Origin of the sequence: Brucella grignonensis (genome assembly GCF_002252505.1) — a bacterium.
Lineage (GTDB): Bacteria > Pseudomonadota > Alphaproteobacteria > Rhizobiales > Rhizobiaceae > Brucella > Brucella grignonensis.
This window is the reverse complement of record NZ_NNRL01000164.1, coordinates 60,409-87,200: the sequence shown is the minus strand read 5'-3', so window position 1 is coordinate 87,200 and position 26,792 is coordinate 60,409. Positions and strand designations below refer to the sequence as shown.

Sequence of the window (26,792 nt, the reverse complement as noted above, 5' to 3'; positions counted from 1 at the left end):
ACTTTTGCTGAAAATGCTCCAGATTTAGCCCATAGCTTTGGCAGCTGCTTCCATATCCATCCACATCAGTTCCCAGATATGGCCATCAAGATCTTCAAAGCTGCGACCGTACATGAAACCATAATCCTGTTTCGCAGCCGGGTCGGCCCGGCCGCCAGCCTTCACGGCTTTCTCAATTGTTTCATCCACTTCCGTCTTGCTATCCGCTGATAAGCAGATCAACACTTCGCTTGTAGCATTCGCATCAGAAATCTTCTTTGGCGTGAACTGGCTGAATTTGTCATGGCTGAGGACCATCGCGTGGATGGTGTCAGAGAACACCATGCAGGATGCTGTTTCATCCGAAAACATCGGATTTTTGGTCGCGCCAATTGCTTCATAAAAGCTGGTCGAGCGTGCAACGTCTTTGACGGGCAGATTCACGAAAATCAATTTTGGCATGTATTCCTCCATTGTTGGGCTTGAAACACCCATTTACATTTTGGTTTTCTATCGCCTACCCAATCCCTGCGGCGATAAAGCCGGTTGGAAGCTTTGCTTGGACCTAACCAGCGCAAGTTCGCTTGCACATAATGACAGATAAGTTATAATTAGCAACCATGAAGTTAGAAAAAGTAACTAAACGTGAATCGCCAACCGCAAGACGCAGCTATGATGATGCATGCGCTGCGGCCCATGCCCTTGATTTGATTGGTGAACGTTGGGCATTGCTCGTCATTCGTGAGTTGATGTTTGGCCCTAAGCGCTTCAGCGATTTGCGCGCCGATCTACCCGGTATAAGCGCCAATGTTCTCACCCAGCGACTTGAGGGACTGGAAGAATCTGGCATTTTACGCAAATCGAAGCTCCCGCCGCCTGCTTCAGTGCAAGTCTACGAACTGACCCCATGGGGCTACGAAGCCGAACCCATCCTCCAGACGCTTGGCCGGTGGGCAGCGCGTTCACCCAGCCATGATCCGAACTTACCAATCTCGACCACATCGTTCCTGCTTTCGCTCAGAACCATGATCGATCCGGGGCTTTCACAAGGCCTGAAAGCCACTATTGGACTTAGACTGGATGGAGAAGATTTCATCGCGCATTTGCAAGATAGCAAACTGGAGATTACGCGCGGCAAAGCCGAGCAATATGACATCGCCTTCGAAAGCTCGCCTCGCATGATGGCCGCAGCCATTTATGGCGGACAATCTCTCTCCGCTCTCGAAACTGCAAATGTGCTCACGCTCAAAGGCGACCGTGCTTTGGCAGAAAAATTCGTGATGCTTTTTCCACTTCCAGCCAAGGCATCTCCGCACGAATAGCTATATGCAACCTTTTGGTTGCTTTTATATTCAGGTCGTGTAAATTGGCAACCATACAGTTGCCAATTAGAGAGGATTTGGACTATGACAACGGCACTAGCAACAGACCGGATAGAGAAGACTGTAGATCTTCGCGCAGGCATTGATCGCGTGTGGCGTGCACTTACTAACCATGAAGAATTCGGTGAATGGTTCAAAGTCAAAATTGATGGGCCATTTATCGTCGACACTCCTTCGACCGGTCACTTTACGTTTGACGGATGCGGCGATACCAAATGGATGTCCTTCATCAAAGATATGAAAGCACCGCATTATTTTGCCTTCACATGGCATCCCTATGCAGTTGAAACCGATGCTGATTATTCTAAAGAGCCTCAGACACTGGTGGAGTTCAAGCTTAAGGAAATTGAATCCGGTACAAGGCTTACCGTCATCGAAACAGGCTTCGACGCGCTACCGGCTGACCGTCGCCCAATAGCTCTTCGAATGAACACTGGCGGGTGGGAAGAGCAAATGCGAAATATAAAGGAATACCTCGAGAGCAAATGACCGAAGCCACGTTCACGCAATCAGGAAACATATCTGCCATTTTCGCAGCGCTGGCCGATCCTACCCGGCTGGCGCTGATCGAGACATTGAGTGACGGCGAAAGCCGTTCAATCGTTACACTCTCGCAAAACGGCAGTATCAGCAGACAGGGAATGACAAAGCATCTTTCGGTGCTGGAACAAGCAGGACTCGTTGAGCGCGACAAAGTGGGGCGTGAGAGCCGTTTCCGGCTTTGCCCTACCCCACTTGTCGATGCCCGCGCTTATCTCGCGACGGTTTCCGCACAATGGGACGATGCGCTGCAGCGTCTGCGCCGCTTTGTTGAAGATTAATCCAGAATGCATCTCGATTAGAATAATTCGGATCAGCGCTCTGGTATTCGTTTCAACGCGCATCTTAGTCCCAAAACCGTTTCACACTTTTCGGGATGCGCTCTGGCATTCATTTCAACGCGCATCTTATCCGCAAACCGTTTCACACTTTTCGGGATGCGCTTTAACGCTGATTGAAAAGCATTGAAGACGTGCCTTTCACGAAACCAAGCCGCTCGTAGAACGGCACGAGGCGGTCAGGACAGTAGAGCTCGAAACTTTTCACCCGTTGCAGTTTTTCGTGGTTGATAATGCGCTGGACGAGAGCCTGTCCAAGCCTTTGGCCGCGGCACTGTTCAGCCACGATCACATCAAAGATCATGGCCTTGAAGGTGAAGTCGCTCAGCACACGCGCGAAGCCGACAATCGTTCCATTTGCATCCCGACAGAACAGCATAAGATCGCAATGCATAAGCATACGCGAAACATCCTCAAAGCTGCGTGCGGCGGTCCACCATTCTTTGCTGTAAAAAGCGTGGAACTCACGATATTGCTCTGGCTCCAGATGTTCCGTCCAACCATACTCTGTCACAATCACCTCTACTATCGGGATAGACATATCAGTATGAGTCGCAAAGGCCAGACAGAATGACAATCCATTTTGAACAGACCTGCCCTATCTTCCGCATTTTCGATATCGAGAAAGCCAAGGATTTTTATGTTGGCTTTCTGGGCTTCACGCTCGATTGGGAACATCGTTTTGCAGAGGGAATGCCGCTTTATATGCAGGTTTCGCGTGGTGATCTGGTGCTGCATCTAAGCGAGCATCACGGCGATGGCAGTCCGGGCGCGAATATTTTCGTCCGTATGCAGGGCGTCGAGGAATTCCAAAAGGAAGTCAATTCGCGTGGGTATCGCTATATGCGGCCCGGCATTGAGAATGCACCGTGGGGCCACGTAATGGCTGTACTGGATCCATTCGGCAATCGCATTCAATTTTGCCAGGGTCAGCACGACGAATAAGCCATCACACCCAATCCAAAAGAAAACACCCGCCAGATCATCTCTGGCGGGTGTTTTTAATCTCAACCAATCAAACGATTAGTGCGCATCCCGAAAAGTGTGAAACGGTTTTCGGGCAAAGATGCGCTTTAAAACAAATATTTAGAGCGCCGATCTGATCCAATCAGATCGAAACGCGCTCTAGGGTTTGTGGGAAATTAGGTTTTGAGCGTGGCGTGAGACGGATTTTGTTTCTGAACAGGAGAACAGGACGCCGTGGCGTGTATCTCCAAGAGGACTGTTCGACGCATTCAGAGAGAAAATCCGCCACGTCCCAAAGGGATATGGCGAAAATGGCCCAGTTTTGCGTCGCAAAGCCTCGATGGAGAACCACTCCACCTTCGGCTTTGCTCCTAAACCTGTGCTATTTTCATCCATACCACGCTTCAAAACTAATGCCCCACAGACCCTAGTGCAGGATCTGGCTCAGGAACAGCTTTGTGCGCTCATGCTGCGGATTGTCGAAGAACTCGGCTGGCGAATTCTGTTCAACAATCTGGCCCTGATCCATGAAGATCACGCGGTTCGCAACCTGGCGCGCAAAGCCCATTTCGTGCGTCACACAGATCATGGTCATGCCTTCATCAGCAAGGCTTACCATTGTGTCCAGCACTTCCTTGACCATTTCCGGATCAAGAGCCGAAGTCGGCTCATCGAACAGCATGACCTTCGGGTTCATACAAAGCGCACGGGCAATCGCCACACGCTGCTGCTGACCGCCTGAAAGCTGGCCCGGATATTTGTTGGCCTGTTCAGGGATCTTCACGCGCGCCAGATAATGCATGGCGATTTCTTCCGCCTTCTTCTTAGGCATCTTGCGAACCCAGATCGGTGCCAAGGTGCAGTTTTCGAGAATGGTCAGATGCGGGAAGAGATTGAAATGCTGGAACACCATGCCGACTTCGCGGCGCACTTCATCGATCTTCTTGAGATCATTGGTGAGTTCAATACCATCAACAATGATCTGGCCCTTCTGGTGTTCTTCCAGACGGTTGATGCAACGGATCATTGTCGACTTGCCCGAGCCCGATGGACCCGCAACAACGATACGTTCGCCGCGCATGACCTTCAGGTTGATGTCACGCAGAACGTGGAACTCACCATACCATTTGTGCATGTTCTTGAGTTCGATGGCCACTTCGGTCTTCGAGACTTCCAGTTTTGAACGGTCGATTTCGACACCGAGCTCGGATTGTGGGAGGGCGCTTTGTGCACTCATTCGTATTATTCCCTTGATTCTTATCGTTTGTGACCCGTGTCGAGCCTTCGTTCCATGAATATAGAGTATCGCGACATAGCGAAACAGAAAATCCAGAAAACAAAGCCCGCAAAGATCAAACCTGTTGCAGGTGTCTGTGGAGAAGCCCAGTTCGCATCGGAGAAGTTCTGACGGACAATGCCGAGCAGATCGAACATACCGATAATGTAAACAAGACTCGTGTCTTTAAAGAGACCGATGAAGGTATTCACAATACCGGGAATCACCAGTTTCAAGGCCTGTGGCAACACAATGAGGTTGGTCTTCTGCCAGTAGCTGAGACCCAGCGCATCAGCCCCCTCATATTGCCCACGTGGGATCGCCTGAAGGCCACCACGCACCACTTCAGCCATATAGGCCGACGCGAAGAGTGCCACGCCAATAAGTGCACGCATCAACTTGTCGAAGGTCACGCCCGGTGGCAGAAACAGCGGAAGCATTACACTGGCCATGAAGAGCACAGTGACCAGCGGCACGCCGCGCACCATTTCAATAAAGATGATGCAGAATGTTTTGATGACCGGCAGTTTTGAACGTCGCCCGAGAGCAAGCACCACACCGAGTGGTAACGAAACCGCAATACCGACGAAGGACAGAACAAGCGTTACCAGAAGACCGCCCCAAAGTGAGGTTTCGACATAACGCAAGCCAAACCAGCCGCCGACGAGAAGGAAGAATGCGACCACCGGAAACACAAGGAAAAACAAGATGGCATTGATCGTCTTGCGCGGGACCTTCGGAATCATCAGCGGCACGAGCAGAATGACAAACAGTGCTGCCGTCAGATTAACGCGCCACCGTTCTTCAAACGGATAACGACCATAGATGAATTGCTGGTATTTTGCGTTCACAAATGCCCAGCATGCACCCGACCAGCCTTCCGGCTGCACACCACCCTGCGCGACAGTCAGACATGCCGTGCGATCACTACCAGTCCATGCTGCATTGACGAATAGCCATTGGATCATTGACGGGAGAAACCACGCCACAATCGCGAGACCGAAGAGTGTCAGCGCAGCATCGACCGGCGTTGCAAAAAGATTGACACGCAGCCAGTGCGAGAAGCCCTGAACCGACCGCGGCGGAGACTCGCCCTCGACCATTTGCGTGCGCACATATTGGAGATCAGTGTTTTCCATTGTCATCTCTCCACCAGTGCCATCTTGGCATTGAACCAGTTCATGAGACCGGATGTAACAAGGCTGATGCTGAGATAGATAACCATCCAGATTGCCACGACTTCCACAGCCTGACCGGTCTGGTTGAGAATCGTTCCGCCGACGGCCACAAGGTCCGGATAGCCGATGGCAATGGCGAGCGATGAGTTCTTGATCAGATTAAGATACTGGCTCGACAGTGGCGGGATGATAATGCGCAGTGCCTGTGGCACGATGATCAAACGCATGGTCTGCCCAGGCCTGAGGCCCACAGCAAAGGCTGCTTCAGTCTGCCCCTTGTTCACTCCGAGCACGCCTGCACGTACAGTTTCAGCAATGAACGAGGCCGTATAGAACGACAAGGCCAGCAGAAGAGCGAGAAACTCTGGCTTAATCTGCGTGCCGCCCGTCAGATTGAATGTTCCGAGCTTCGGCAAATCAAAAGTAACGGGGAAACCGGTGACGATCAGCGCGAGGATCGGCAAACCGATAATCAGCGCTGCACACACACGGGCAGTATGAAAAGGCTGACCGGTTGTCATCTGACGGCGCTTTGCCCAGCGAGCGACAAAAAATGAAGCCACAATGCCGAGCAGCAGCGCTACCGGCAATAGCCACGCCCCCTCACCCCATACAGGCGCAGGCATGAAAAAGCCGCGATTGTTCAGATACGTTCCGAGCGGCAATGAAAGGCTTTCACGCGCTTGCGGGAGAACGGAGAGAACGCCGAAGTACCAGAAGAAAATAACCAGAAGCGGTGGAATGTTGCGGAACACTTCCACATAGACCATGCAGATCTTGCTGATCAGCCAGTTGCGCGAAAGTCGTCCGATGCCGACCAAGAATCCAATGACTGAGGCTAGAACAACACCAAGAGCTGCGACGTAAAGCGTGTTCAACAAACCAACGAGAACTGCCCGACCATAGGTGGAATCGCTCGAATAGGAGATAAGCGTCTGACTAATATCGAAGCCAGCGCGCCCATTCAGAAAGCCAAAGCCCGAGGCAATGTTAGCGCGTTGAAGATTGGTGATCGTGTTTCCCACGATCCAATAGATTGATGCCACAACGGCGGCGAACACCAGAACCTGATAAAAGATGCCGCGAATGCGCGGATCATACAGGAGAGACGTTCCACCGCCGCTGCGGCGTTGTTCGGTTGCGGAATAGGAAGCCATATGTTTCCTGTTTTCTTTCGGCCTTCATATCAGCTTTGAAAAAATAGCTGTCGTCCCCGCCCCTCAACGGGGACAATCCGTTCAAAGCAGTTACGTTTAAATGCCGAGCCGTGCAGCCTGCACATTGTGCGCGAGGCGCGGATTAAATTGCCTGGTACGATGCGCCAGATTCGAACTGCGATCTGGTTGTTCAAAGAATGTCTGAATTTGCTGACCTGCGCAGTATTGTAGAGCCGACAAATCCGGCGGGCGCATAACTGCCCCCGCCTGACATCATCCAACAAGAGCACAATCCTTAGCGGATCGGCATACCGTACTGAACACCACCCTTGGTCCACTGGGCATTCAGACCGCGAGCGATCTTGAGCGGGCTACCGGCGCCGAGATTGCGCTCGAACAGTTCGCCGTAATTACCAACACCCTTGATGATATTCACGACCCAATCATTGGTGAGACCGAGATCTGTACCAATCTTGGTGTCAGCTTCAGAGCCAAGCAAGCGCTTGATTTCCGGGTTGTCGGAGTTTTTCATCTCTTCGACATTTGCCTTGGTGATGCCGAACTCTTCAGCATTCAACAACGCATAGTGGGTCCAACGGATAACATCGGCCCACTTGGAATCACCCTGGCGAACAGCTGGTCCAAGCGGTTCCTTGGAAATGATTTCCGGCAGAACGACGTGATCGTCTGGATTGGCCAGCGTCAGGCGGGTCGAGTACAAACCGGACTGGTCGGTCGTGTAAGCATCGCAACGACCGGAATCATAAGCCGCATTGGCTTCTTCGAGCTTTTCAAAGACGACCGGATTGTAGTCCATCTTGTTGGCACGGAAATAGTCGGCCATGTTCAACTCGGTGGTCGTGCCAGCCTGAACACAGATGGAGGCGCCGGACAGCTGAAGCGCAGAATTGATGCCCGAAAGCTTCTTGGAATTGATCATGAAGCCCTGACCGTCATAATAATTGACGCCCGGGAAATCGAGACCAAGCGACGTATCGCGACTGATGGTCCAAGTGGTGTTGCGGATCAGTACGTCCACTTCGCCCGATTGCAGCGCAGTAAAGCGTTCTTTCGCGTTCAGCGGTGTAAACTTAACCTTGGTTGGATCCCCGAAAATGGCAGCGGCCACCGCACGGCAATAATCCACGTCAAAGCCCGACCATTCGCCCTTGTCATCCGGCGATGCGAAACCGAGCAAACCTGTATTGACGCCACACTGCAGGAACCCCTTGGCCTTCACATCAGAAAGCGTATCTGCTGATGCTCCCGAAGCCGCGCCAAACAACGCAGCTGCACCCAATACCCCTGTCAAAACAGTTTTTTTCATCTGGCCTGCAACCTTTTATGTTCCCTGGAGATCGTCGAGCCAAACAGCCCGATCGTCTCTGTTGCTTTATTTTTAGCACTAAGCTGAAGAAACAGTCGTATGACCTCCCCCAACCCCTGCTTTGCGTAAGCTATCTTCCGCCCCGAGCCGCTGTCGACCCTTATTGGTTTTTATGAGCGTGAGATGCCTATCGCCTTCACAACTCTATCGAAGGCGATATTTTGGTTTTGGTCAAGCTATTAACGTCTGGAGAAAGGCCTGTTCATCCAAAAAAATGTCGCGACGCATACAGAAATTTACATGATTTCCCAATTTTCGGGTAAAACGATCCCGCCAAAGAAATAGGCTCCCCTTAAAAAGGGAGCCTCCATAATAACACAATAAAAACAATATATTACACTGATTTCGCAGGAATGCGCCAGTTGACAAATACCTCGATTTTGTCTGATTTATATGCGTGGCATCATCTGATCTTCATCAACAGAAAAAATAATATTTCGCGTCGCCATAAAGCGAGCAGTCCACCATGTCGCGATACAGCCAATTGTCAGCCCAGCCACGACATCGGTGGGGTAATGAGCGCCGGCTGCAAGCCTGCTGATTACGAAAAGTATACAAACCGGCACAGTCAAAAACCGCCAGCGTGGCAAGAAAATCCATAATGATACCAGCATGATACCAGCCATCATGGAGTGACCCGACGGGAAGCTTTCATAGGAGTACTCACCACGAAACGGTGCAAAATAGGCTGATCCCAACTCATCAAGCAAAACTGGACGTGCACGCCCTATAACAAATTTGCCAATCTCGGTCGGGAAACTGCCGACCACGATCGAAGCAAGAACAAGCGTTGCCCAGCCATGAAAACGAACAAGCATTTGCTGTGCGGTGAGACGGATGAAGGGAGAAAGCATTAAAGCCGTGACGAGCCAGACAATTATGCCTATGCCCAGCCAGACAACCGTACGAATCAGATCGGTAATCGTTCGAAGCACTTCCATGACGATGAAATTACTGTTCATCGCAGCCCGGACAATCTGCGCATCCCATATATGCAGGACCAGCAGCACGAAAGGGAGAAGCACGATGAGCGCCGTCATCTCCATCGTCCAACTCGACGGCGCACCTGGATAAGCAGGCTTCGCAAGCGCTCTTACCAGCTCCGATGCTGCGCGAAGCGGATAAAGAATAGTGCTTGCGGCCTTGCGCTCATTCAGATCTGGCATATCGGGATTTCTCTTTCTCTGATTTACATTATCACTGTTACAAAGCTCCATGTTGCATCCGCCCCATGCGCGCTTTATCCAATAATCGGAGTGTCCCACTGTCAGCGGACACCAACCCTTTCCGTTGCAAACCTGTTTCGACCGAACACAAGTTTGCAAAACTCTCCAACGGAGAGCCGTCGGATCAGCATGCAACACGGCCTGGAGGCAATTTCGTGACTAACAAGCAGGACAAGACAGAAAAGCTGGGCATAAACACACGCTTGACCCATGATGGGTATGAGCCGCGCGACTATCACGGCTTCGTTAATCCACCGGTTGTGCGCGCTTCCACGGTCCTGTTTCCTGACGCGCAAACAATGGCGACGGGCAATCAGAAATACACTTACGGCACGCGCGGAACACCAACCAGCGAAGCATTATGCAAGGCAATCGATGCCCTTGAAGGTTCTGCTGGAACTGTCTGTGTTCCGTCAGGTCTGGCCGCTGTCACAATCCCTCTGCTGGCGTTTCTATCGCCTAGTGACCATGTTCTGTTTGTCGACTCGATCTACAATCCGACTCGCCACTTTGCTGATACGATCTTGAAGCGTATGAGCATTGAGGTTGAATATTACGATCCTGAAATCGGCGCAGGCATTGCAAAGCTTCTGCGTCCCAACACCAAAGTGGTATTTACGGAATCACCTGCCTCCAACACGTTCGAAGTGCAGGACATTCCCGCAATCGTCGACGCAGCTCACAAGGCTGGCGCCATCGTCATGATGGACAACACGTGGGCGACACCGCTTTATTTCAAGCCGCTGGATTTTGGCGTCGATATCAGCATCCACGCATCCACAAAATATCCCTCCGGCCACGCTGACATTCTGTTTGGAACCATTTCGGCCAATGAGAAATGCTGGCCACAGTTGCTGGAAACCCATGGCGTGCTTGGTCTGTGTGCTGCACCTGATGACGCCTATCAGATCCTGCGTGGCCTGCGCACAATGGGGGTTCGTCTGGAACATCACCGCAAAAGCGCGCTTGAAATTGCCCGTTGGCTGGAAAGCCATCCAGCCGTTGATCGCGTACTGCACCCAGCGCTGGAAAGCCATCCGGGCCACGCATTGTGGAAACGCGATTTCAAGGGCTCGTCCGGCGTATTTGCCTTTGTGCTTAAGAGTGGCGGCCGACAAGAAGCACACGCTTTTCTCAATGCGCTGACGATTTTTGGCCTTGGTTATTCATGGGGCGGATATGAAAGTCTTGCAAACGAAGTCGGGCTGAAAGATCGAACCGTTGCCAAGGGTGATTACCCGGGCCCGGTCATTCGCCTGCAAATCGGCCTTGAAGATGTGCCTGACCTGATCGCAGATATTGAAAAAGGCTTTGCCGCGATCTGAATTATAAAGGTGCGTCGCATTTAGAGCACTTACAAACGCTGCAAAAAACGTCGATCTGAATGCATCAGATCGACGTTTTACATTCTGAGCTGACAACCGCCTTATCACAAAGCCTAGTCCTGCTTTTTTTGAAATGAGACCCCGTTAAGAAATACTATATATGCAATATAAGTTATATATAAATACAAAATAATAAAGCTAACAACATTATCCTTTTGCTTCCATCTCTTACTAAAATATCTATACTGCCTCACTATCGGCAATAAAATTTCGGCTTATGACAGTGCTACTCCAGAATTTGACTAAAAACCCGGCTATCCTCTTCGCCCAGAGTCTTCTTGCACTCTTTTTTCTAACACTCTCAGTGTTTCCCACCGCGGCCCAGGAAGCACCTTTACGTCAGGTGAAGGTCGGCATTTACGTCAGCGAGCCTTTTGTCAGCAAACAGGGTGACACCTACACTGGAATGGCGGTCGACCTCTGGAACAGTGTGAGCACGCGTCTGGGATTAGCATCTCAGTTCATCGAATATCCGAACTACAATGCATTGGTGAAAGCTGTTTCCGCGAACGAAGTTGATGCGGCCGTCACCAACCTCACCATCACCGAAAAACGTGCCGAAATCGTAGATTTCACCCATCCATGGTTCGATGCAGGCCTACGGATCATGGTGCACACGCAAGCCGGCAATGGATGGAATGATCTGATCGGCGACCTGGAAGACGCTGGCCACCTTGCCACTTATGCGTGGATCGGCATAGTCATTCTGATTGCCACCATTCTGCTGACACTCTTTGATCGCCGGTTCGATCAAAACTTCCCACGCCGCTGGCTGGAAGGTTTGGCCGAAAGCTTCTATCACGTCGTTTCCCTTGCCACTTCGGGCAAAAGCTCGCGCAAGAATCTCTTCGGATGGGTGGGACGCATCTGGCAGGCGTTTTGGCTGGTCTTCGGCATAGCCGTAGTGGCCTATGTAACTTCGTCAGTTACCAGCGTTATGACGGTTGCGCATATTTCAAACAACATCAATGGCTTGGCCGAATTGCAAAACAAGACTGTGGGTGTACGTACGGGCAGCATTGCAGAACAGATGATGGCGGCGCGCTCAATCTCGACAGTTACTTTTGATCATCTACCCGAAGCGGTATCCGCACTGACAAACGAGGAAATTTCAGCAATTGTCGGCGACAGCCCGGTATTGGAATATTTTGCGCACAAAAATGCAGACGAACCTGTTGAGATGGTTGGAAACATCTTTAGTCCAGACAAATATGGATTTGCCTTCCCGCGTCATAGTGACCTTGTAAAGCCCGCCTCTATTGCGATTATCAGTCTTCAAGAAAGTGAAGAACTTGCAGCGATCAAAGCAAAGTATTTCGGAAGAGACGAATAGCAAGCCGTGGGGAAAGCCAAGGCGGCCGACTGGCCGCTTTTGTGACATCACCGCGAGATTTTAAAACTCTATATTTTCAAAGGCCTAGATACACTGCAACACTTATCCATTTCACTGCTCTCTGAAATACGATAGGGAACCGGGCAGATTAGGTTATTCTAACTTCAGCTGCTGGAAGCACCGGACTGCGTCTCGATCCGATTAAATCAGATCGGCGCGCCTCGACCGTTGTTTTCACGCACATATTTCCCGAAAGCCGTTTCGCACTTTTCGGGATATGTTCTAAAGGGAAATGCCATGATGAACTGGGTTTTCGTGTTGCAGGGTGTTATCGCCATAGGCCTGGCTGGCTTAGCTATTGCCGTCATTCTGCGTCACCGTCGCTGAAACACGCAACGCATAAACCAACGGGAACTTCTTACCGACCTTCATCGTTTGTTAACCAATGGAGTTGTTCAGGGAGAACCCCGATGAGACTTTCTTTCAAAGCAGCAATAGTTGCACTAGGCGTCTTTTCTGCGGGTGCAGCGCAAGCGGCGAATGCAATCGTGACAACCAACCTCAATGTTCGCACAGGTCCGGGTACGGGCTATGCTGTCCTTGGCAGCATCCCAAGCCGTGCCCCCGTCAATGTGCGGGGCTGCACGTCAGGTTATGGTTGGTGCCAAATCAGCTACGGCGGTTTATCCGGCTGGGCCTCCTCTCGATATCTCGCAATGCGTGAGGGATCGAGAGGCGGTTATTCCGACGACTTTGGCCGTAACGCCGCACTGATCGGTATTCCGCTGATCGCAGGTGTAGCCATAGGAGCCGCACTCAATGATCGTAACGACAGTTGGGATCGTGACTATTATCGCGGTCATTGGCATCGTGATCGCCATTGGGACCGTGGTCGCGGATGGGATCGCGGCGGCAGACATTGGGATGGTCCGCGTGATCGCGGTCCGAGATTCATCACACGTTCCCGTAGCGGCGACGGCCCACATGGACAATAAATCGCCTACTCGCGGAACAATAAAAGCGTCGCAAATTTTGCGGCGTTTTGCTTATCATCGTTCAGTGCAATTTTTCTTGTGCTGCTTGGCGATCACTTTGGTAACTTGTTCTGATTGTTTCCATAGATCGCATCATAGCCGTGTAGCGCCTTGATGCATTCAATGAAGTCAAGCAGGACCACCGACCGCGCTTGCTGGCATAGTTTTGCCCATGGCGTTTCCTTTCTGCATGGAAAAGCCACCTCAAGGGAGCGTTGTGAATTGAACGAAGAAGGAGCGGTGTTGCTTCAAATCCCTACTGTGATAGTCCGATTAAAGTAGACCTCTTTTGACAGGCGCTCATGCACAAGCTTCAGAAACTCGTTTTCCCTAAATCTGAAATCACTGCACCAATCGAAATGTACTTCCGATCATCTGAAACCGTGTCGACAGACGTTGAAGGTGTCATTGGGATTCCTTTAGGGCAAACAGTTTCGCTCGATACATTTTTCAACGGGTTCTCGGTCGCGCCTTGGAAAGAGAACTGCCGCATTGATAACCTTGGTATTGCTCTCGTCGGAAAAGGAAATGTGACGGTCAGAATTGGCCTCCACAGTATCGAAAACGGGATGCCTTGGCTCGGTGAAACAACTGTCGATCTTTCCGCAGTCCCTGTTGAAATCGATTTGCCATTTTGGTCGATGATGAGTGACGGCATACTGTTCTACTCGGTCACAGCCAATACGGATTCTGAGATCTCAGACGGGTACTACTTTACAAAAGATGCTCCGACGACTGATGTAAAACTTGGCATCGTTATTACACATTTCAACCGAAAGCATTACGTATTGCCTGCAATGAAGCGCATATCTGATACGCTTCTGGCTGATCCTGATCTGTCCGCAAACATCGACCTGATTGTTGTAGATAATTCACAGAACATCGAACCATCTGAGGCCGCCAAAGCGACTGTGATTCCTAACAAAAACCTTGGAGGATCAGGTGGCTTTACGCGTGGTTTGCTACATCTGAAGGACAATGGTTTTTCTCACTGTCTCTTTATGGATGACGATGCCAGCTGTGAAATGGAAGCTATCCGTCGAACATTTCAGATTTTGCAGTTCGGTGCAGTTCCAAATCTAGCCGTCGCGGGATCTATGCTGCGAGAAGATAAGCCTTTCCTTCTGCATGAAAAGGGTGCTGACTACCGTGGCACTCGCGTTATCAATCTCAAAAATGGCCTCGACATGCGTAAGGTCGTTGATTTGCTGAAGGCGGAATTGCCTGAGCATGTTGCTTATGGCGGTTGGTGGCACTTCGCATTCAAAATATCAGATGTGAAGCAGTTCTCTTTCCCGTTTTTTGTGCGTGGCGATGACATGCTTTTCGGCATGACCAATCCATTCAACATTCTCACTATGAATGGTGTTGGCGGGTGGGCAGACGACTTCGGCTTAAAAGAAGGCCCGTTCACTCGATATCTGAGCCTGAGGGCCGCTCTCGTTTGCACAATGATCGCCTCTGATACTGCAGCAGTATCAATGGTTAAAACCTATTTTAAATGCGTCTTGGGATCGGCGCTCTCATACAACTACGGTGGGGCGAGAGCTTACACGCAAGCCGTCTGCGATGTGATGAAAGGCCCACAGTTCTGGGTTGACAACATCGACACGTCATCGCTCCGAAAGCAAATCGCCAATCTTGCCCCGGACGAGCAAATGAAGCCTTTTTCTGTTCCGGCTGATGCCGAGATAGGCTCATTAGACCGCACAAAAGCCCATAAAGTCTTTCGCATATTGACGCTTAATGGCTTCCTGCTTCCATCATTTGTCCTTAAAAATAGAACAGCAGTTGAACCAAAAAACTTTCTAGCATCATTTCAACGGATATTTCGGTATAAGCAAGTCGCCTTCGTCGCTCCGGATCAAACTGGTTATGTAGTGAAACACGATAAGGTACAGTTCTTTTCGGCCCTATTCAAATGTATCGTCGTGGCGATCACGTTTATGGGATCGGTATCAAGGCTGAGGAAGCAATATCGTACCGAACTTTACACCGTGGCTACTGAAAAATTCTGGCGCGATATTTACTCTAAACCTTGAAGATATATAGCGAACCAATCTCAATTTTCTCATTGCTGTCTTCCGCCCCATGTAAATAAAAGTCTATTTCAGCCTTTTACTGACCATTTATGCTGCGATAGCTGCAGCTGCCAACTCTCACGCGTCAAGTGCGAAACGGTTGGAGACATATGCTCTGAAATTACGACAATCTCGCTAGATTCCATGAGGTGCACCGTCTTGAATCGACAGCGTTCCTTGCTAAAGACCTGCCTCTGTGCACAGGATTAGAAGGTCATATGGATTTTCAAAGTATTGCGGGTGATAAGTCTTATGATGGCGATCCCGGCAGGATTCGAACCTGCGACCTACGGCTTAGAAGGCCGGTGCTCTATCCAGCTGAGCTACGGGACCTCACCATCAGAACCCGGCCTTAACACAATGTGTTGGGCCAGGAAAAGCTGTTACTTCACTATCCTCCAAATCGCACTGGACTTGAGACGAAGCATGCAGCGAATTTAAACTGTTAATGCGTCCAGGGCTGAACACGGTCGAAGCGGAAATTGTCCGAATAGGAAACCTTGCGGCGCTTTGCTTCGTGCGGCTCGATTACGCGATAGGCAATACCATTACGGGTCGCGTATTCGATCGCATCTTCGCGGCTGTCAAATGACAGGCGAATCTGGCTCTTCATGTCGCCAGAAGAAGTGTAGCCCATCAAAGGCTCAACCTTGCGAGCGCTTTCCGGCTCGTATTCCAGAAGCCAGTTTTCTGTTTTGGCTTTACCAGACTGCATTGCGGTCTTAGCTGGACGGTAAATACGTGCAACCATTTGAAGAACCTTGATCTATGCTCTTGTGCCCGGAGGGCGATAATTTCAACAAGGCAATAGTTTACACGCCACACCATGTCAACGCGATAAAGGCGCACGCCACAGCAACTAATCGCGACGAACTCATCTTAGCAAATTGTCAGGAAGAAAATGGTCGGAGCGAGAGGATTCGAACCTCCGACCCCCTGATCCCAAATCAGGTGCGCTACCAGGCTGCGCTACGCTCCGTGCTTTGTAAGCGGCCCTTCCCTAGATAATCGCCAGATATAAAGCAAGCGATAAAAATTGCTTTTTCGAATTTTATTCACACCCTTACGCTTATTTGCGTTTTTCGGGCTTTTCGGAAAGGTCAGGAACCAACGACAGGGTCGCGCGTTCCTTTTGCATCTTCAAATTTCTGGAGTTTCAGAGTGAATCGCAACGGACTTTATCTGATCATCGGTGCTCTTATTGTCGTGGTCGCAGGCTTTGCAATTTATACCTATCAGGAAGAATCCAAATCCTCCGGCATTGAATTGAAAATCGGCGAAGACGGCATTTCCATTAAAGAAAACTAATCCTTTAGAGGGATCGAAACACCCAAACGCACCAATAGGTAGGCGATCCCGAGCAGTTATAAACATATAAACCGATTAAGATTTCAAGCGCTTACCGTTTGTGATGCAACGATTTTGCTCGGTCCATGTTATTTGCGTTGCCACGACAACGGAGGATAGAAATGGATATCCAGACTTCAGATGCACTGTACCGTCGCCACGAAAATGAATGGGCGGCATTCCGTGATGCAGTTCAGCAAAAAGAGTCGAGCCAGAAAAGCAATGAGCCTGTTTCCGGTGAGACCTTTTCGGGCAACAAGTCATCCGGCCGGGAATAGTCCATTCCACCTATTTTGATTAAACGCCGCGTAAGCGGCGTTTTTTATTGCTCGAACAACGCCACAAAATCTAAGAATCAAGAAAATTCACTTGGGATTTCAAACCTGTTCGCTACTTTCAGCGCATAGGAACAGTTTCATTACATCAGGATCAGGAAATGTCGGCACAGAAAGTTGCAATCATTACGGCGGGCGGCAGCGGAATGGGGGCTGCATCTGCTCGCAAACTAGCACAGGATGGCTTCGCTGTCGCTATTCTGTCTTCATCGGGCAAAGGCGAAGCGCTGGCCAAGGAACTGGGCGGTATCGGCGTGACCGGTTCAAACCAGTCGATTGACGATCTCAATAAGCTTGTCGATCTCACGATAGAAAAATGGGGGCGCATCGATACACTGGTTAACAGTGCCGGTCATGGTCCTCGTGCTCCGATTCTCGATATTACGGATGAGGATTGGCACAAGGGGCTCGACACTTATTTCCTGAATGTCGTTCGTCCAAGCCGCCTTGTCGTCCCTATAATGCAAAAGCAAAAATCCGGCACAATCATCAACATCTCGACGGCATGGGCTTTCGAACCAAGCGCAATGTTCCCGACTTCGGCAGTGTTCCGCGCAGGCCTTGCCTCTTTCACGAAGGTATTTGCCGACACTTATGCACCCGACAATATTCGCATGAACAATGTCTTGCCGGGCTGGATCGACAGCCTGCCAGCCACTGAAGAACGCCGTGACAGCGTGCCTATGCAACGTTATGGCAAAAGCGAAGAAATTGCCGCAACAGTTGCCTTTCTGGCATCAGAAGGTGCGGCCTACATTACAGGCCAGAACCTGCGCGTAGATGGCGGTCTCACCCGCTCCGTCTAATAAATGCTCCCGGTAACGAAATGCGAAGGAAGACCCGCTAGTGTCTTCCTGTCGCGATTCGAACAGGGGACAAGTGACAATGGCCGCAAGGAAACAGAGTTCCCGCTCGACAAAACGCACGACCGGACGCTCCAGCGGGCGCTCCACCGGGCGTAAGAGTGGTTCAGGTTCATCCGCACCAATATTGGCGCTCGGCGCAATTTTGGGTCTGGGTGCGTTCAGTCTGTGGGCCACAGCCCAACATAAGAGCCCGCAGGCAGCATTGACTGCATTGTTCCAGCGCGCCGCGCCACAGGTTACTTCTTCGGCCCCTGCAAAGGTGGAAGACAAGCAACGCGTCGAAAAAGCTGCCGTTGAAAAGAAAACGCCTTCAAAAGATTATGCAGGCGCGGTGGGTCCTGTCCCTCGCCCGGCTGCGTTGGTCGCACCTGCACAGAATAAGCCTGTGCAACAAGCTGCCATTCAGGCGACAAAGTCGCCAATGCCAACGCAGAAAGTAGCTCCGCCGCCACCACCCCCTGCATCTGCACGCGCATTGCCGATGCCGCCGCGCGGCACGAATACGCCCGCTCATTCTCCTTCCGTGATTTATGCGAAGGCAAAGCTCACCATTCACAAGAATGCATGGGATAAATCACCCGCTATTGGCACTGTCGAAAAGGGCCGCGAAATGCGCTCTTATGGTAAGACAGGCAAATGGCATCGTGTTGTGGTGCCTTCAACCAACATGATTGGCTGGGTGCATGAAGACCAGTTGCGGGGCGGTCGTAACAAGCCCGACAGTGCACAGATGATTACTACCGGATCGATTGCCAAGAAGCCGCCAACCCCTGCTCCAGTGACGCCCCTTGTACAGAAAGCCCGTATTCAGCCGCCAATGGCGGTTGGGCAGAAGAACTAGTTCTTCTTAACAAACGTCGCCATGGCCGCGATTTGCGGGTCGCCGGCAGATATTGAAAGCCGATAGCAAGCAGTGAGGACGTATCGGCGACCATGTCGCCGAACAGCTGTTCATACAGAGGTTTTCTGCCCATGAGTGTGAGCAGCATTTTCATGCAGAAGGCAGGAATAGGCACCAGCCGTGACGAGCGCGCATAACCAGTCCACATCTGAAAAATCGGGCGCTGACAAATCGTTGCGCGAAAGGGCAACGATCTCATGTCCGTCATTTGCCAGTTGGCGAAGAACCGCGCTTCCGATAAATCCGCAGGCTTCCCGTGACGGCTATCCTCATCCGTCACCGTGGCCAGCTTCTGACAACACCTGTGCGGCAAGCGTGCGGGTTATGCGGGTTTTCTGTTCAAGAGCTACGCGATCAAGGCGATCCACAATCTGGATTGCAGACAAAAGCGAGCGTTCTATACGACTCACCAGATAGCTCACCACATGTGGCTCAACGCTGATCTGCCGGTCGGCAAAAAGTTTGTGAATGACGCCGCCGAGCAGCATGTCGTCGGGCTCCGCAATCTCGACAACTGTTGCCGCCTTAAGGCGCGATGCAAGATCAGGAAGCTTTACCTTCCAGTTTGCAGGCAGGAGACGCGAGGTCATCAGAAGTGAAGGTCCCGGACCAAGCGCTGCATTCTGCCGAACGCTATTGATGAGATGAAACAGGCCCGTCTCATCGAAAGGTGCGCCGCCAATATTGTCGATCAGAACCGGGTATTCCGCAGCACCCGTCACCACTTCATCGCTGATGGCTTTGGGATTGGCCAACAGCGCACCTGTTGCCGCGCGCCAGACTTCCGCCAAATGCGTCTTGCCAGCACCCGTCGGCCCGGCAAGGATCACCACCGGAGCAACCCAGTTCGGCCAGCGATCGATAAGATCAACCGCCGCACGGTTCGACCCCGTGACCATGATGTCTTCGCGGTAATAGCCGGGCTGATGCTCGAGAGCGAGCGGAATCTGACGCGGTGCGTCACTCATCGCTGCCTCCAGAATGTCTGGCTCCTGAAAATCTCGCCCGGTTACGTGTCAGTTTCATTTCTCTTTGCCTGTATTCTCGCCAGCCTCGATCAGCGGCCCGGTATCGGAATGAGGGCGCTTATAGACCGGGTCGTACATCGGAGAATGGAGATAGCGATTCAGGGCAAAACGCACAAGCACCCCGACCGCTGCCGCAGCTGGCACTGCCACTAGCATGCCCGTGAAGCCAAACAGAGAACCGAAGGCGAACAGAGCAAACATCAGCCAAACCGGATGCAGGCCCACAGACGATCCGACGAGCTTTGGCTGGAGGATGTTTCCTTCAACAAACTGGCCCAGGAAAAACACTGCTGCGACAGCAACGATCATGATCCAATCCGGCCAGAACTGGACCAGCGCGACACCGATCGCGAGCGTCAGCCCCACGAAAGAGCCGATATAGGGAATGAAGCTAATAAGGCCTGCGAAAAAGCCGATAAGCAGGCCAAAATTGAGCCCCGTCAGGGTCAGTCCGATGGCATAATAGGTGCCAAGAATGAGGCACAAAGTACCCTGCCCACGGACGAAACCCGCCACTGCCGCATCCATGTCACGCGCAATGCCGCGGACGGTGTAAAGCTGCCTGCGCGGCACCCATGAATCGATGCGATCAACCATGCGATCCCAGTCGAGCAGCATGTAGAATGCAACCACCGGCGTAACGATGAAAAGACCCGCAATATCAATGAGAGATTTCCCCGAATTCCACAGGGATTGGAGCAATGTCGAGAGGAAACCAGCACCTTGTTGCAGCAATGTGCTGAGATTTTCCTGAATGACGGAGCTATCGATGCCGATATAACGCTTTAACCATTGCGAGTTCTCGTTGGTCATCAGTGCCTGTAGCTGCGAGATATAATCCGGCAGCTTGGAAATGAAATCTGCAAGCTGTGTTGCCAGAATCGGGATGATAATCATCAGCCCTATGACCAGGACCATGAGGAAAACGAGCAAAATGACGATTGTTGAGGCCAGCCTCGACAGCCCCAGCCGCTCCAGACGGTCTGCAACAGGATCAAGAAAATATGCCAGCGCCATGCCAGCCACGAAAGGCAGAAGGACCGGACTGAAAGTCACCAGAAACAGGATGAACACGGCAACGGCGCATGTCCAGAACATGGCCTGACGGCGGATGACAGAGCCCGTAAAGCCGCCGACTTCTACATTAACGTGAATATCGCCATCGCGTGCCACGGCCTCTGACTGCTGTATCGTCTTGCTTGTCGTGTCACGCACCGGCGCTGGTTTCTTGACCATCTTGATCCATTCTCTGCAAAGCTGGGTCCTGAGCCCCAGCTATAATAAAACGATGTTACTTTTCTCGTAAGCGCCGACAGAGAAGGATAGTTAGACCGTAGCAAAAAGATTGCAATGTTTATAAGCGAGTGGTTCTCCGAGCATCGACAGGTTACTGCAAATCCACAGTATCGGAAATTTCAGCAGATTCGTGCAGTGTTTTGCGCTTTTCCAGCCTCCCGGCCTTGCAGGACAAGCGATCTCATGTCATTGCGCCGGTAAATATTCCCCAAAAGGGGCACAGCCCCGTTTCAGACCAGTTTCAGGAGCAGGTGATGACCACGGAAAATAACCCCGCCAGGAAAAATGGACTGACTTACGCGGAAGCTGGCGTCGACATCGATGCAGGCAACCTGATGGTCGACAAGATCAAGCCGCTTGTCCGCTCCACGCGTCGCCCGGGTGCAGATGGTGAGATTGGCGGCTTCGGCGGCCTGTTCGATCTCAAGGCTGCGGGCTTTACCGACCCTGTTCTCGTCGCAGCCAATGACGGCGTTGGCACCAAGCTCAAAATTGCAATCGATGCAGACAAGCACGACACGGTCGGCATCGACCTCGTGGCGATGTGCGTGAACGATCTGGTCGTGCAGGGTGCAGAGCCACTTTTCTTCCTCGACTATTTCGCAACCGGCAAGCTCTCGCCTGATCAGGGTGTAGCTATCGTCTCCGGTATTGCCGAAGGTTGCCTTCAGGCTGGCTGTGCATTGATCGGTGGTGAAACCGCCGAAATGCCGGGCATGTATCGCGATGGCGATTACGATCTGGCCGGTTTTGCCGTGGGTGCGGCTGAACGCAATCGTCTGCTGCCGCGTGGCGATATCTCCGAAGGAGACATCATTCTCGGTCTTTCGTCTTCAGGCGTTCATTCCAACGGCTTCTCGCTGGTGCGTCGCATCGTTGAAATGTCGGGCCTTGGCTGGAAATCCGATGCGCCATTCCAGTCCGGAGCAACATTGGGCGAAGCTCTGCTGACGCCTACCCGCATCTATGTGAAGCCTCTGCTTGCTGCAATCCGGGCTTCGGATGGCATCAAGGCACTGGCACACATCACTGGTGGCGGCTTCCCGGACAATATTCCGCGCGTCCTGCCGGAAGGCCTTGCCGCTAACATCAATCTCGATGCAATCGATGTTCCTGCCGTATTTTCCTGGCTTGCCAAGACCGGCGGCGTCGAGCCACTCGAAATGCTGCGCACTTTCAACTGCGGCATCGGCATGATCGCTGTTGTCACGCCTGACAAGGTTGATGAAGTGGTTGCAGCCCTCGCCGCCGAAGGCGAAAATGTCGTTACGCTCGGTCGCATGATCAAGCGCGAAGGCGAAGGCGTCGTCTATCAGGGTACTCTGGCACTATGAGCCGCAAGCGGGTCGTTATTTTCATCTCGGGCGGCGGCTCCAATATGGAGGCGCTGATCCGCGCTGCTCAAACACCCGATTTTCCGGCTGAGATTGTTTCAGTCTTTTCCGACAAGCCAGATGCTGGCGGCCTTGCGAAAGCACAAGCCGCTGGTATCGCAACGCAAGCGTTCGCCCGCAAGGATTATGCCTCGAAGGATGCACATGAAGATGCGATCCTTGAAGCACTTGCAGCGCTGAATCCCGATATCATTTGCCTTGCGGGCTATATGCGACTTCTGTCGGGGAGGTTCATTGCACCTTATGAGGGGCGTATCCTCAATATCCACCCTTCCCTGCTACCGCTTTTTCCCGGCCTACATACGCATCAGCGTGCACTGGATTCTGGCATGAAGCTGGCAGGCTGCACCGTGCATCTGGTGACGGAAGGTATGGATGAAGGACCGATTCTGGCACAGGCCGCCGTTCCGATCATTGACGGCGATACCGACGATAGCCTCGCCGCACGCGTGTTGAAAGCTGAACACAAGATCTACGCTCTGGCACTTAGCAAATTTGCCACCGGCAATACGGAAGCGGGAGTGTCGCAAGATACAATGGTGATCAGCGCCTGACCCCAAACAGGAGATTAGGCGCGACAAATTCATCACACGTGAATTTTTTCGTTAACAAAACTTTAATTCTCGTGAAAATGCCCTAATTCCAGTGCGTAAGGGGACTTGCTTCGGCAACCCTTGAGAGTCGCATGAGCGTCTCTTTCTGTATTGTGTTTTATTAGAGGACAACATCATGTCTCTCCGTTTTTCGACTTCCTTCCTGTCGGCTATGGCCGTCGTTTCGGGCATAGCAATTACCGCACCCGCCCTTGCTGCTGACTTCGTGGCGCCTCCCGGCTCAGGCCGCACCCAGCCGCGTTCGGAAGTTGGCACCCTATCCTGCGAGATTTCGCCTGCAATCGGTGTCATCATCGGCAGCCAGCAGGACGTAGATTGTGTATTTAGCCCTGTTCACGGTCGTGGCCCGGTCGAGCATTATACCGGTAACATCACCAAGATTGGCGTTGATGTGGGCTTCATCAATGGCGGCACGATTGCATGGGCCGTCTGGGCACCAACCGTTCGTCCTGAGGGTGCATTGAAGGGCCGCTATGTCGGTGCATCGGCAAATGCCGCGATTGGTATCGGCGCAGGCACCAACATTCTGACCGGCGGTTCGTGGAAGACGATTTCCCTGCAGCCTATCTCGCTTCAGGGTCAGAAAGGTCTCAACGCAGCCGTTGGCCTTTCCAAGCTCAAGCTGAACTACGCAGGCTAATCCGGCCTTATTGATTCAAAAACCGCGCCCAACTCATGTTGGGCGCGGTTTTTTTTATTAACCAGTGACTTTCTTGATCCAGATCTTGGTGTCGTGAACCGCCAAGCCGCCATAAGGGGCAGCAGGTTCGGCCCCGATCAGTGTATTGATCCCCTCGCCCCGCTCGAATGTGGAATTCGGGAAAATACCTTCCGACACAACGACCCCGCGTTTCTGGCCAGCGCGCAGCACCGCATGAAGTACGACTTCACCACGATGATTGCCGATTTCAATCCGCTCACCATCAGCAATATCAAGATCAGCCGCGTCATCCGGGTGGATGAGAAGCTCTGGCCTGATTTCCTTGGCAAGCGATGTCGGCGTTTCGGCGAATGTCGAATTCAGGAAATTATGCGCTGGCGACGTAGCAAGACGGAATGGATGGTCTGCATCCACAGCCTCAATCACATTCCAGTAGTCAGGAAATTCCGGCATAGATTGATGCGGTCCTTGCAGACCCATGACTTCCGGCGGTTTGTTCGGCGACGGGCTTCCGGTCCAGTCAGGACGGAAGCGGAATTTGCCATCCGGCCAATTAAAGCCGTTAATGTAATGCGCTTCCTCAAATGGCGGCTGCAAATCGACAAAGCGTTTTTCCTTCAGTTCGTTGAAATGCGGGAGATCGCTATTGGCATTCATATTGTCGATCAGAGTGCGCTCGTCGAGATCGAAGCCGGGCAAATGCGCAATGCCCAATCGCTTTGCAAGTTCATTGATGACGAAGATATTCGGCTGCGCTTCTGCAAGCGGTTCAATCAGTTTTGGCCCAAGCACCACATGCTGCTGACCGCCGCCACGATAAATATCGTCATGTTCGAGGAAAGTCGTGGCGGGCAGAACCACATCAGCCATCTTTGCCGTATCCGTCATGAACTGCTCGTGCACAGCGACAAAGAGGTCTTCGCGCGCAAAACCTTCGCGCACCAGACGCTGTTCCGGCGTCACATTCATCGGATTGGTATTCTGGATCAGCATCGCGGTCACAGGCGGACCACCATAAAGCGCTTCGCTATCGCCCGTCAGGACACGCCCGATCTTGGACTGATCGAGGAAGCGGATATTCATATCCTGCATCGCGCGACCTTCGATCTCGCGCTTGTCCATCTTGAAGATGCCGGAATTGGAATGAAATGCGCCGCCGCCCTCATACAAAAATGCGCCGGTCACACAGGCAACCGATGCTGCTGCATGCATGTTCACCGCACCATTTCGCTGGCGCGTGAAACCATAGCCAAGGCGGAAATAAGTGCGCTTGGTCTTGCCCACCAGATGCGCGAACGCCTCAATCTCTTCGACGCTGAGACCGGTAATTTCAGCAGCCCATTCAGGCGTGCGCGTAGCAAGGTGCGCTTCCAACCCCTTTGGATCGTCAGTATAGCGATCGAGATATTCCCAGTCAGCAAGGCCGTCACGGAACAAAACATGCATGACAGCGCAAGCGAAAGCGCCATCGGTGCCGGGTTTCAACACGATCCCCATATCCGCCTGTCGGACGGTGGCATTGGCGTAGATATCGATGACGACGATCTTGGCACCGCGATCTTTTCGGGCTCGCACCGCATGGGTCATCACATTGACCTGTGTGGCGGCGGCATTGGTGCCCCATATGACAACCACATCGGCTTTTGCCATCTCGCGCGGGTCTGGACCTGTCAGACTTCCCGTTCCGGCAAAATAGCCGGTCCAAGCCATGTTTGTGCAGAAACTGTCGAACTGGTTCGAATAACGCTTGGCAAAACGCAGTCGATTGATGGAATCGCGCTGCACCAACCCCATCGTGCCCGCATAATAATAAGGCCAGACGCTTTCACTGCCATGTGTCCCTTCGGCTTTGACAAAGCGTTCCGCAATCAGATCAAGAGCTGCCTCCCATGATGCCTGTTTCCACTCGCCATCACCTTTGCGACCCGCGCGAATGAGCGGATGCTTCAAGCGATCAGGGTGATGAACACGTTCGGCGTAGCGCGCAACCTTGGCGCAAATCACGCCTGCGGTGTAGCTATTATCCTTCGCGCCGCGCACGCGGCCAATGGTGCGCTCATCCAGCAGCTCGACGTCAAGCGCGCAAGTGGATGGGCAATCATGTGGACAGGCAGAATGTCCAATTTTGATGTTCGCTTTTGGGGATAGCTGGTTCATGGTGCTTTTTAGCGCAACCCATCTTCCGCAGAAACGAATTTTTCGCGAATTAAGAGGCCTGCGACGAAATATATTTTTAAGCCAGTCGCAGCGTAATCGCGCCCAGTACAATGAAGCCTGCAGCCAGAAAACGCGGCAGTCCCACTTTCTCTTTGAGGATGAACACAGATATTAGCACGCCAAACAGGATTGCTGTCTCTCGCAGAGCTGCAACCACCGCAATCGGCGCCATCGTCATCGCCCACAGAGCAAGGCCGTAAGAACCCAATGTTCCCAAACCGCCCACCAGCGACGGACGCCAATGGTTACGAACATAATTCAGAAAGCGGTTCGGCTCACGATAGAGCGCCCAACCGGCAAGCGGAAAGGCATTTATCAAAAATAGCCACAACGTATAGGACAAGGTGTGGCCCGATGCGCGGACGCCCACGCCGTCAATGATCGTATAGGTCGCGATAAAACCCGCATTGGCCAAGGCAAGAAGAGCTGTTTTGCTAGACGTGCCACCATTGCGACGCCGCGCTTCAAGCGCCATCGCCAGAACACCTGAGCAGATAAGGATCACGCCAACCCAGCTACGCCAGCCCATCACTTCGCCAATCAGCGGTGCACTGACCAGCGCCACCAACAGTGGTGGGGTGCCGCGCATGATCGGATAGGCCTCGCTCATGTCGCCCGATTTATAAGCGGCGGCCACCAGCGACATGTAAAAAACCTGAGTGATTGTCGAGAGCCCAATGAATATCCAGCTCGACGGATGCGGCAGCGGCAAAAATGGCAGGAAAAATATAGCGACCAATCCGGCCGCGCCAGTTACACTGGCAGCAGCGAAAAACTTGTCACCACTCCCCTTTACGATAGCATTCCAGCTTGCGTGGAGAAACGCGCCACAAAGGACTATCAGCAGAACGCTACCAGACATGCAAAACTC

The 26,792-nt window shown here is 52.1% G+C and carries 27 protein-coding genes and 2 tRNA genes; 15 read left to right on the top strand and 14 right to left on the bottom strand.

Translation table 11 applies throughout. From position 1 onward, the window contains the following. Nucleotides 1–24 precede the first annotated feature (24 nt). Nucleotides 25–441, bottom strand: a complete 417-nt coding sequence (locus CEV33_RS18300; protein WP_094541847.1) for a VOC family protein — start codon at nucleotides 439–441, stop codon at nucleotides 25–27. A 158-nt stretch (nucleotides 442–599) separates the two neighbouring features. On the opposite strand from CEV33_RS18300, the gene CEV33_RS18295 reads away from it, so the two are divergent. The 3 genes from CEV33_RS18295 (at nucleotide 600) to CEV33_RS18285 (ending at nucleotide 2,182) form a co-directional block, all read left to right on the top strand. After that, complete coding sequence (locus CEV33_RS18295; RefSeq protein WP_094541846.1) at nucleotides 600–1,301, top strand: winged helix-turn-helix transcriptional regulator; 702 nt, start codon at nucleotides 600–602, stop codon at nucleotides 1,299–1,301. An 84-nt stretch (nucleotides 1,302–1,385) separates the two neighbouring features. Further along, a complete protein-coding gene (locus CEV33_RS18290; RefSeq protein WP_094541845.1) occupies nucleotides 1,386–1,850 on the top strand; it encodes an SRPBCC family protein in 465 nt (154 codons plus the stop codon). After that, the gene (locus tag CEV33_RS18285; protein ID WP_094541844.1) at nucleotides 1,847–2,182 is read left to right on the top strand and encodes an ArsR/SmtB family transcription factor; all 336 of its coding nucleotides are present in this window, start codon (nucleotides 1,847–1,849) and stop codon (nucleotides 2,180–2,182) included. Before CEV33_RS18290 ends, CEV33_RS18285 begins: the two co-directional genes overlap by 4 nt. 163 nt (nucleotides 2,183–2,345) lie before the next feature. Here the strand turns inward: CEV33_RS18285 and CEV33_RS18280 are convergent, their stop codons facing one another. After that, nucleotides 2,346–2,753: a GNAT family N-acetyltransferase gene (locus CEV33_RS18280; RefSeq protein WP_094542071.1), complete on the bottom strand. Its 408-nt coding sequence runs from the start codon at nucleotides 2,751–2,753 to the stop codon at nucleotides 2,346–2,348. Nucleotides 2,754–2,809: 56 nt separating this feature from the next. Between CEV33_RS18280 and CEV33_RS18275 the strand changes: the two genes are divergently transcribed. Beyond that, nucleotides 2,810–3,184 carry a glyoxalase superfamily protein gene (locus CEV33_RS18275; RefSeq protein WP_094541843.1) on the top strand — a complete coding sequence of 125 codons (375 nt, stop codon included), beginning with the start codon at nucleotides 2,810–2,812 and terminating at the stop codon, nucleotides 3,182–3,184. Between the two features lie 448 nt (nucleotides 3,185–3,632). Here CEV33_RS18275 and CEV33_RS18270 read toward each other — a convergent pair whose 3' ends face one another. From CEV33_RS18270 to lpxE, 5 genes are all read right to left on the bottom strand, one after another. Further along, a complete protein-coding gene (locus CEV33_RS18270) occupies nucleotides 3,633–4,442 on the bottom strand; it encodes an amino acid ABC transporter ATP-binding protein (RefSeq protein ID WP_094541842.1) in 810 nt (269 codons plus the stop codon). 20 nt (nucleotides 4,443–4,462) lie between these two features. Next, entirely contained in the window at nucleotides 4,463–5,620 is a 1,158-nt protein-coding gene (locus CEV33_RS18265; protein ID WP_094541841.1) for an amino acid ABC transporter permease, read from the bottom strand. Between the two features lie 2 nt (nucleotides 5,621–5,622). Beyond that, complete coding sequence (locus CEV33_RS18260; RefSeq protein ID WP_094541840.1) at nucleotides 5,623–6,816, bottom strand: amino acid ABC transporter permease; 1,194 nt, start codon at nucleotides 6,814–6,816, stop codon at nucleotides 5,623–5,625. A gap of 295 nt (nucleotides 6,817–7,111) precedes the next feature. Continuing rightward, nucleotides 7,112–8,143 (bottom strand): amino acid ABC transporter substrate-binding protein, encoded by a 1,032-nt coding sequence (locus CEV33_RS18255; RefSeq protein WP_024897392.1) that lies wholly within the window; start codon nucleotides 8,141–8,143, stop codon nucleotides 7,112–7,114. Between the two features lie 449 nt (nucleotides 8,144–8,592). Next, complete coding sequence (lpxE, locus tag CEV33_RS18250; protein ID WP_094541839.1) at nucleotides 8,593–9,369, bottom strand: lipid A 1-phosphatase LpxE; 777 nt, start codon at nucleotides 9,367–9,369, stop codon at nucleotides 8,593–8,595. 215 nt (nucleotides 9,370–9,584) lie between these two features. Between lpxE and CEV33_RS18245 the strand changes: the two genes are divergently transcribed. The 4 genes from CEV33_RS18245 to CEV33_RS18230 all read left to right on the top strand — a co-directional run bounded on the left by CEV33_RS18245 (nucleotide 9,585) and on the right by CEV33_RS18230 (nucleotide 15,223). Beyond that, complete coding sequence (locus CEV33_RS18245) at nucleotides 9,585–10,754, top strand: cystathionine beta-lyase (protein ID WP_094542070.1); 1,170 nt, start codon at nucleotides 9,585–9,587, stop codon at nucleotides 10,752–10,754. Between the two features lie 364 nt (nucleotides 10,755–11,118). Further along, nucleotides 11,119–12,147: a transporter substrate-binding domain-containing protein gene (locus CEV33_RS18240; protein WP_235818449.1), complete on the top strand. Its 1,029-nt coding sequence runs from the start codon at nucleotides 11,119–11,121 to the stop codon at nucleotides 12,145–12,147. 470 nt (nucleotides 12,148–12,617) lie between these two features. After that, on the top strand, nucleotides 12,618–13,142 hold the full coding sequence (locus CEV33_RS18235; RefSeq protein ID WP_094541837.1) for an SH3 domain-containing protein: 525 nt from the start codon (nucleotides 12,618–12,620) through the stop codon (nucleotides 13,140–13,142). 341 nt (nucleotides 13,143–13,483) lie between these two features. Then, nucleotides 13,484–15,223, top strand: a complete 1,740-nt coding sequence (locus CEV33_RS18230; RefSeq protein ID WP_094541836.1) for a glycosyltransferase — start codon at nucleotides 13,484–13,486, stop codon at nucleotides 15,221–15,223. Nucleotides 15,224–15,518: 295 nt separating this feature from the next. Here CEV33_RS18230 and CEV33_RS18225 read toward each other — a convergent pair. The 3 genes from CEV33_RS18225 to CEV33_RS18215 form a co-directional block, all read right to left on the bottom strand. Beyond that, a tRNA-Arg gene (locus CEV33_RS18225) sits at nucleotides 15,519–15,595 on the bottom strand. Nucleotides 15,596–15,707: 112 nt separating this feature from the next. After that, nucleotides 15,708–16,013 carry an ETC complex I subunit gene (locus tag CEV33_RS18220; protein ID WP_094541835.1) on the bottom strand — a complete coding sequence of 102 codons (306 nt, stop codon included), beginning with the start codon at nucleotides 16,011–16,013 and terminating at the stop codon, nucleotides 15,708–15,710. A gap of 151 nt (nucleotides 16,014–16,164) precedes the next feature. After that, a tRNA-Pro gene (locus CEV33_RS18215) sits at nucleotides 16,165–16,241 on the bottom strand. Nucleotides 16,242–16,423: 182 nt separating this feature from the next. Between CEV33_RS18215 and CEV33_RS24045 the strand changes: the two genes are divergently transcribed. The 4 genes from CEV33_RS24045 to CEV33_RS18200 all read left to right on the top strand — a co-directional run bounded on the left by CEV33_RS24045 (nucleotide 16,424) and on the right by CEV33_RS18200 (nucleotide 18,651). After that, nucleotides 16,424–16,570 carry a hypothetical protein gene (locus CEV33_RS24045; protein WP_094541834.1) on the top strand — a complete coding sequence of 49 codons (147 nt, stop codon included), beginning with the start codon at nucleotides 16,424–16,426 and terminating at the stop codon, nucleotides 16,568–16,570. A gap of 161 nt (nucleotides 16,571–16,731) precedes the next feature. Beyond that, nucleotides 16,732–16,887, top strand: a complete 156-nt coding sequence (locus tag CEV33_RS24040) for a hypothetical protein (protein ID WP_167388180.1) — start codon at nucleotides 16,732–16,734, stop codon at nucleotides 16,885–16,887. Nucleotides 16,888–17,045: 158 nt separating this feature from the next. Next, entirely contained in the window at nucleotides 17,046–17,750 is a 705-nt protein-coding gene (locus CEV33_RS18205) for an SDR family oxidoreductase (RefSeq protein ID WP_094541833.1), read from the top strand. A gap of 79 nt (nucleotides 17,751–17,829) precedes the next feature. Then, nucleotides 17,830–18,651, top strand: a complete 822-nt coding sequence (locus CEV33_RS18200; protein ID WP_094541832.1) for a hypothetical protein — start codon at nucleotides 17,830–17,832, stop codon at nucleotides 18,649–18,651. Nucleotides 18,652–18,980: 329 nt separating this feature from the next. Here CEV33_RS18200 and hdaA read toward each other — a convergent pair whose 3' ends face one another. Together hdaA and CEV33_RS18190 are read right to left on the bottom strand one after the other, a co-directional pair. Continuing rightward, nucleotides 18,981–19,691 (bottom strand): DnaA regulatory inactivator HdaA, encoded by a 711-nt coding sequence (gene hdaA / locus CEV33_RS18195; protein WP_208620225.1) that lies wholly within the window; start codon nucleotides 19,689–19,691, stop codon nucleotides 18,981–18,983. 42 nt (nucleotides 19,692–19,733) lie between these two features. Further along, the gene (locus CEV33_RS18190) at nucleotides 19,734–20,975 is read right to left on the bottom strand and encodes an AI-2E family transporter (protein WP_094541830.1); all 1,242 of its coding nucleotides are present in this window, start codon (nucleotides 20,973–20,975) and stop codon (nucleotides 19,734–19,736) included. A 314-nt stretch (nucleotides 20,976–21,289) separates the two neighbouring features. On the opposite strand from CEV33_RS18190, the gene purM reads away from it, so the two are divergent. From purM to CEV33_RS18175, 3 genes are all read left to right on the top strand, one after another. Then, complete coding sequence (purM, locus tag CEV33_RS18185; protein WP_094541829.1) at nucleotides 21,290–22,369, top strand: phosphoribosylformylglycinamidine cyclo-ligase; 1,080 nt, start codon at nucleotides 21,290–21,292, stop codon at nucleotides 22,367–22,369. Beyond that, complete coding sequence (purN, locus tag CEV33_RS18180; RefSeq protein ID WP_094541828.1) at nucleotides 22,366–22,983, top strand: phosphoribosylglycinamide formyltransferase; 618 nt, start codon at nucleotides 22,366–22,368, stop codon at nucleotides 22,981–22,983. The genes purM and purN overlap by 4 nt, the downstream gene beginning before the upstream one ends. A 175-nt stretch (nucleotides 22,984–23,158) precedes the next feature. After that, nucleotides 23,159–23,683, top strand: coding sequence for a DUF992 domain-containing protein (locus CEV33_RS18175; RefSeq protein ID WP_094541827.1), 525 nt, complete (start codon nucleotides 23,159–23,161; stop codon nucleotides 23,681–23,683). Between the two features lie 57 nt (nucleotides 23,684–23,740). On the opposite strand, the gene CEV33_RS18170 is transcribed toward CEV33_RS18175, so the two are convergent. After that, nucleotides 23,741–25,861 (bottom strand): molybdopterin oxidoreductase family protein, encoded by a 2,121-nt coding sequence (locus CEV33_RS18170; protein WP_094541826.1) that lies wholly within the window; start codon nucleotides 25,859–25,861, stop codon nucleotides 23,741–23,743. A 76-nt stretch (nucleotides 25,862–25,937) separates the two neighbouring features. Next, complete coding sequence (locus tag CEV33_RS18165) at nucleotides 25,938–26,783, bottom strand: DMT family transporter (protein ID WP_094541825.1); 846 nt, start codon at nucleotides 26,781–26,783, stop codon at nucleotides 25,938–25,940. Between the last annotated feature and the right edge of the window lie 9 nt (nucleotides 26,784–26,792).

What these genes read in the sequence shown, in the direction of transcription:
- CEV33_RS18165 (WP_094541825.1), bottom strand. Translation starts at nt 26,783, where the DNA reads ATGTCTGGTAGCGTTCTGCTGATAGTCCTTTGTGGCGCGTTTCTCCAC.
- CEV33_RS18275 (WP_094541843.1), top strand. Translation starts at nt 2,810, where the DNA reads ATGACAATCCATTTTGAACAGACCTGCCCTATCTTCCGCATTTTCGAT.
- CEV33_RS18300 (WP_094541847.1), bottom strand. Translation starts at nt 441, where the DNA reads ATGCCAAAATTGATTTTCGTGAATCTGCCCGTCAAAGACGTTGCACGC.
- CEV33_RS18270 (WP_094541842.1), bottom strand. Translation starts at nt 4,442, where the DNA reads ATGAGTGCACAAAGCGCCCTCCCACAATCCGAGCTCGGTGTCGAAATC.
- CEV33_RS18295 (WP_094541846.1), top strand. Translation starts at nt 600, where the DNA reads ATGAAGTTAGAAAAAGTAACTAAACGTGAATCGCCAACCGCAAGACGC.
- CEV33_RS18255 (WP_024897392.1), bottom strand. Translation starts at nt 8,143, where the DNA reads ATGAAAAAAACTGTTTTGACAGGGGTATTGGGTGCAGCTGCGTTGTTT.
- CEV33_RS18190 (WP_094541830.1), bottom strand. Translation starts at nt 20,975, where the DNA reads ATGGTCAAGAAACCAGCGCCGGTGCGTGACACGACAAGCAAGACGATA.
- CEV33_RS18220 (WP_094541835.1), bottom strand. Translation starts at nt 16,013, where the DNA reads ATGGTTGCACGTATTTACCGTCCAGCTAAGACCGCAATGCAGTCTGGT.
- CEV33_RS18230 (WP_094541836.1), top strand. Translation starts at nt 13,484, where the DNA reads ATGCACAAGCTTCAGAAACTCGTTTTCCCTAAATCTGAAATCACTGCA.
- CEV33_RS18235 (WP_094541837.1), top strand. Translation starts at nt 12,618, where the DNA reads ATGAGACTTTCTTTCAAAGCAGCAATAGTTGCACTAGGCGTCTTTTCT.
- CEV33_RS18170 (WP_094541826.1), bottom strand. Translation starts at nt 25,861, where the DNA reads ATGAACCAGCTATCCCCAAAAGCGAACATCAAAATTGGACATTCTGCC.
- lpxE (WP_094541839.1), bottom strand. Translation starts at nt 9,369, where the DNA reads ATGCCAGATCTGAATGAGCGCAAGGCCGCAAGCACTATTCTTTATCCG.
- CEV33_RS18285 (WP_094541844.1), top strand. Translation starts at nt 1,847, where the DNA reads ATGACCGAAGCCACGTTCACGCAATCAGGAAACATATCTGCCATTTTC.
- CEV33_RS18265 (WP_094541841.1), bottom strand. Translation starts at nt 5,620, where the DNA reads ATGGAAAACACTGATCTCCAATATGTGCGCACGCAAATGGTCGAGGGC.
- purM (WP_094541829.1), top strand. Translation starts at nt 21,290, where the DNA reads ATGACCACGGAAAATAACCCCGCCAGGAAAAATGGACTGACTTACGCG.
- CEV33_RS18260 (WP_094541840.1), bottom strand. Translation starts at nt 6,816, where the DNA reads ATGGCTTCCTATTCCGCAACCGAACAACGCCGCAGCGGCGGTGGAACG.
- purN (WP_094541828.1), top strand. Translation starts at nt 22,366, where the DNA reads ATGAGCCGCAAGCGGGTCGTTATTTTCATCTCGGGCGGCGGCTCCAAT.
- CEV33_RS18200 (WP_094541832.1), top strand. Translation starts at nt 17,830, where the DNA reads ATGGCCGCAAGGAAACAGAGTTCCCGCTCGACAAAACGCACGACCGGA.
- CEV33_RS18290 (WP_094541845.1), top strand. Translation starts at nt 1,386, where the DNA reads ATGACAACGGCACTAGCAACAGACCGGATAGAGAAGACTGTAGATCTT.
- CEV33_RS18175 (WP_094541827.1), top strand. Translation starts at nt 23,159, where the DNA reads ATGTCTCTCCGTTTTTCGACTTCCTTCCTGTCGGCTATGGCCGTCGTT.
- CEV33_RS18205 (WP_094541833.1), top strand. Translation starts at nt 17,046, where the DNA reads ATGTCGGCACAGAAAGTTGCAATCATTACGGCGGGCGGCAGCGGAATG.
- CEV33_RS24040 (WP_167388180.1), top strand. Translation starts at nt 16,732, where the DNA reads ATGGATATCCAGACTTCAGATGCACTGTACCGTCGCCACGAAAATGAA.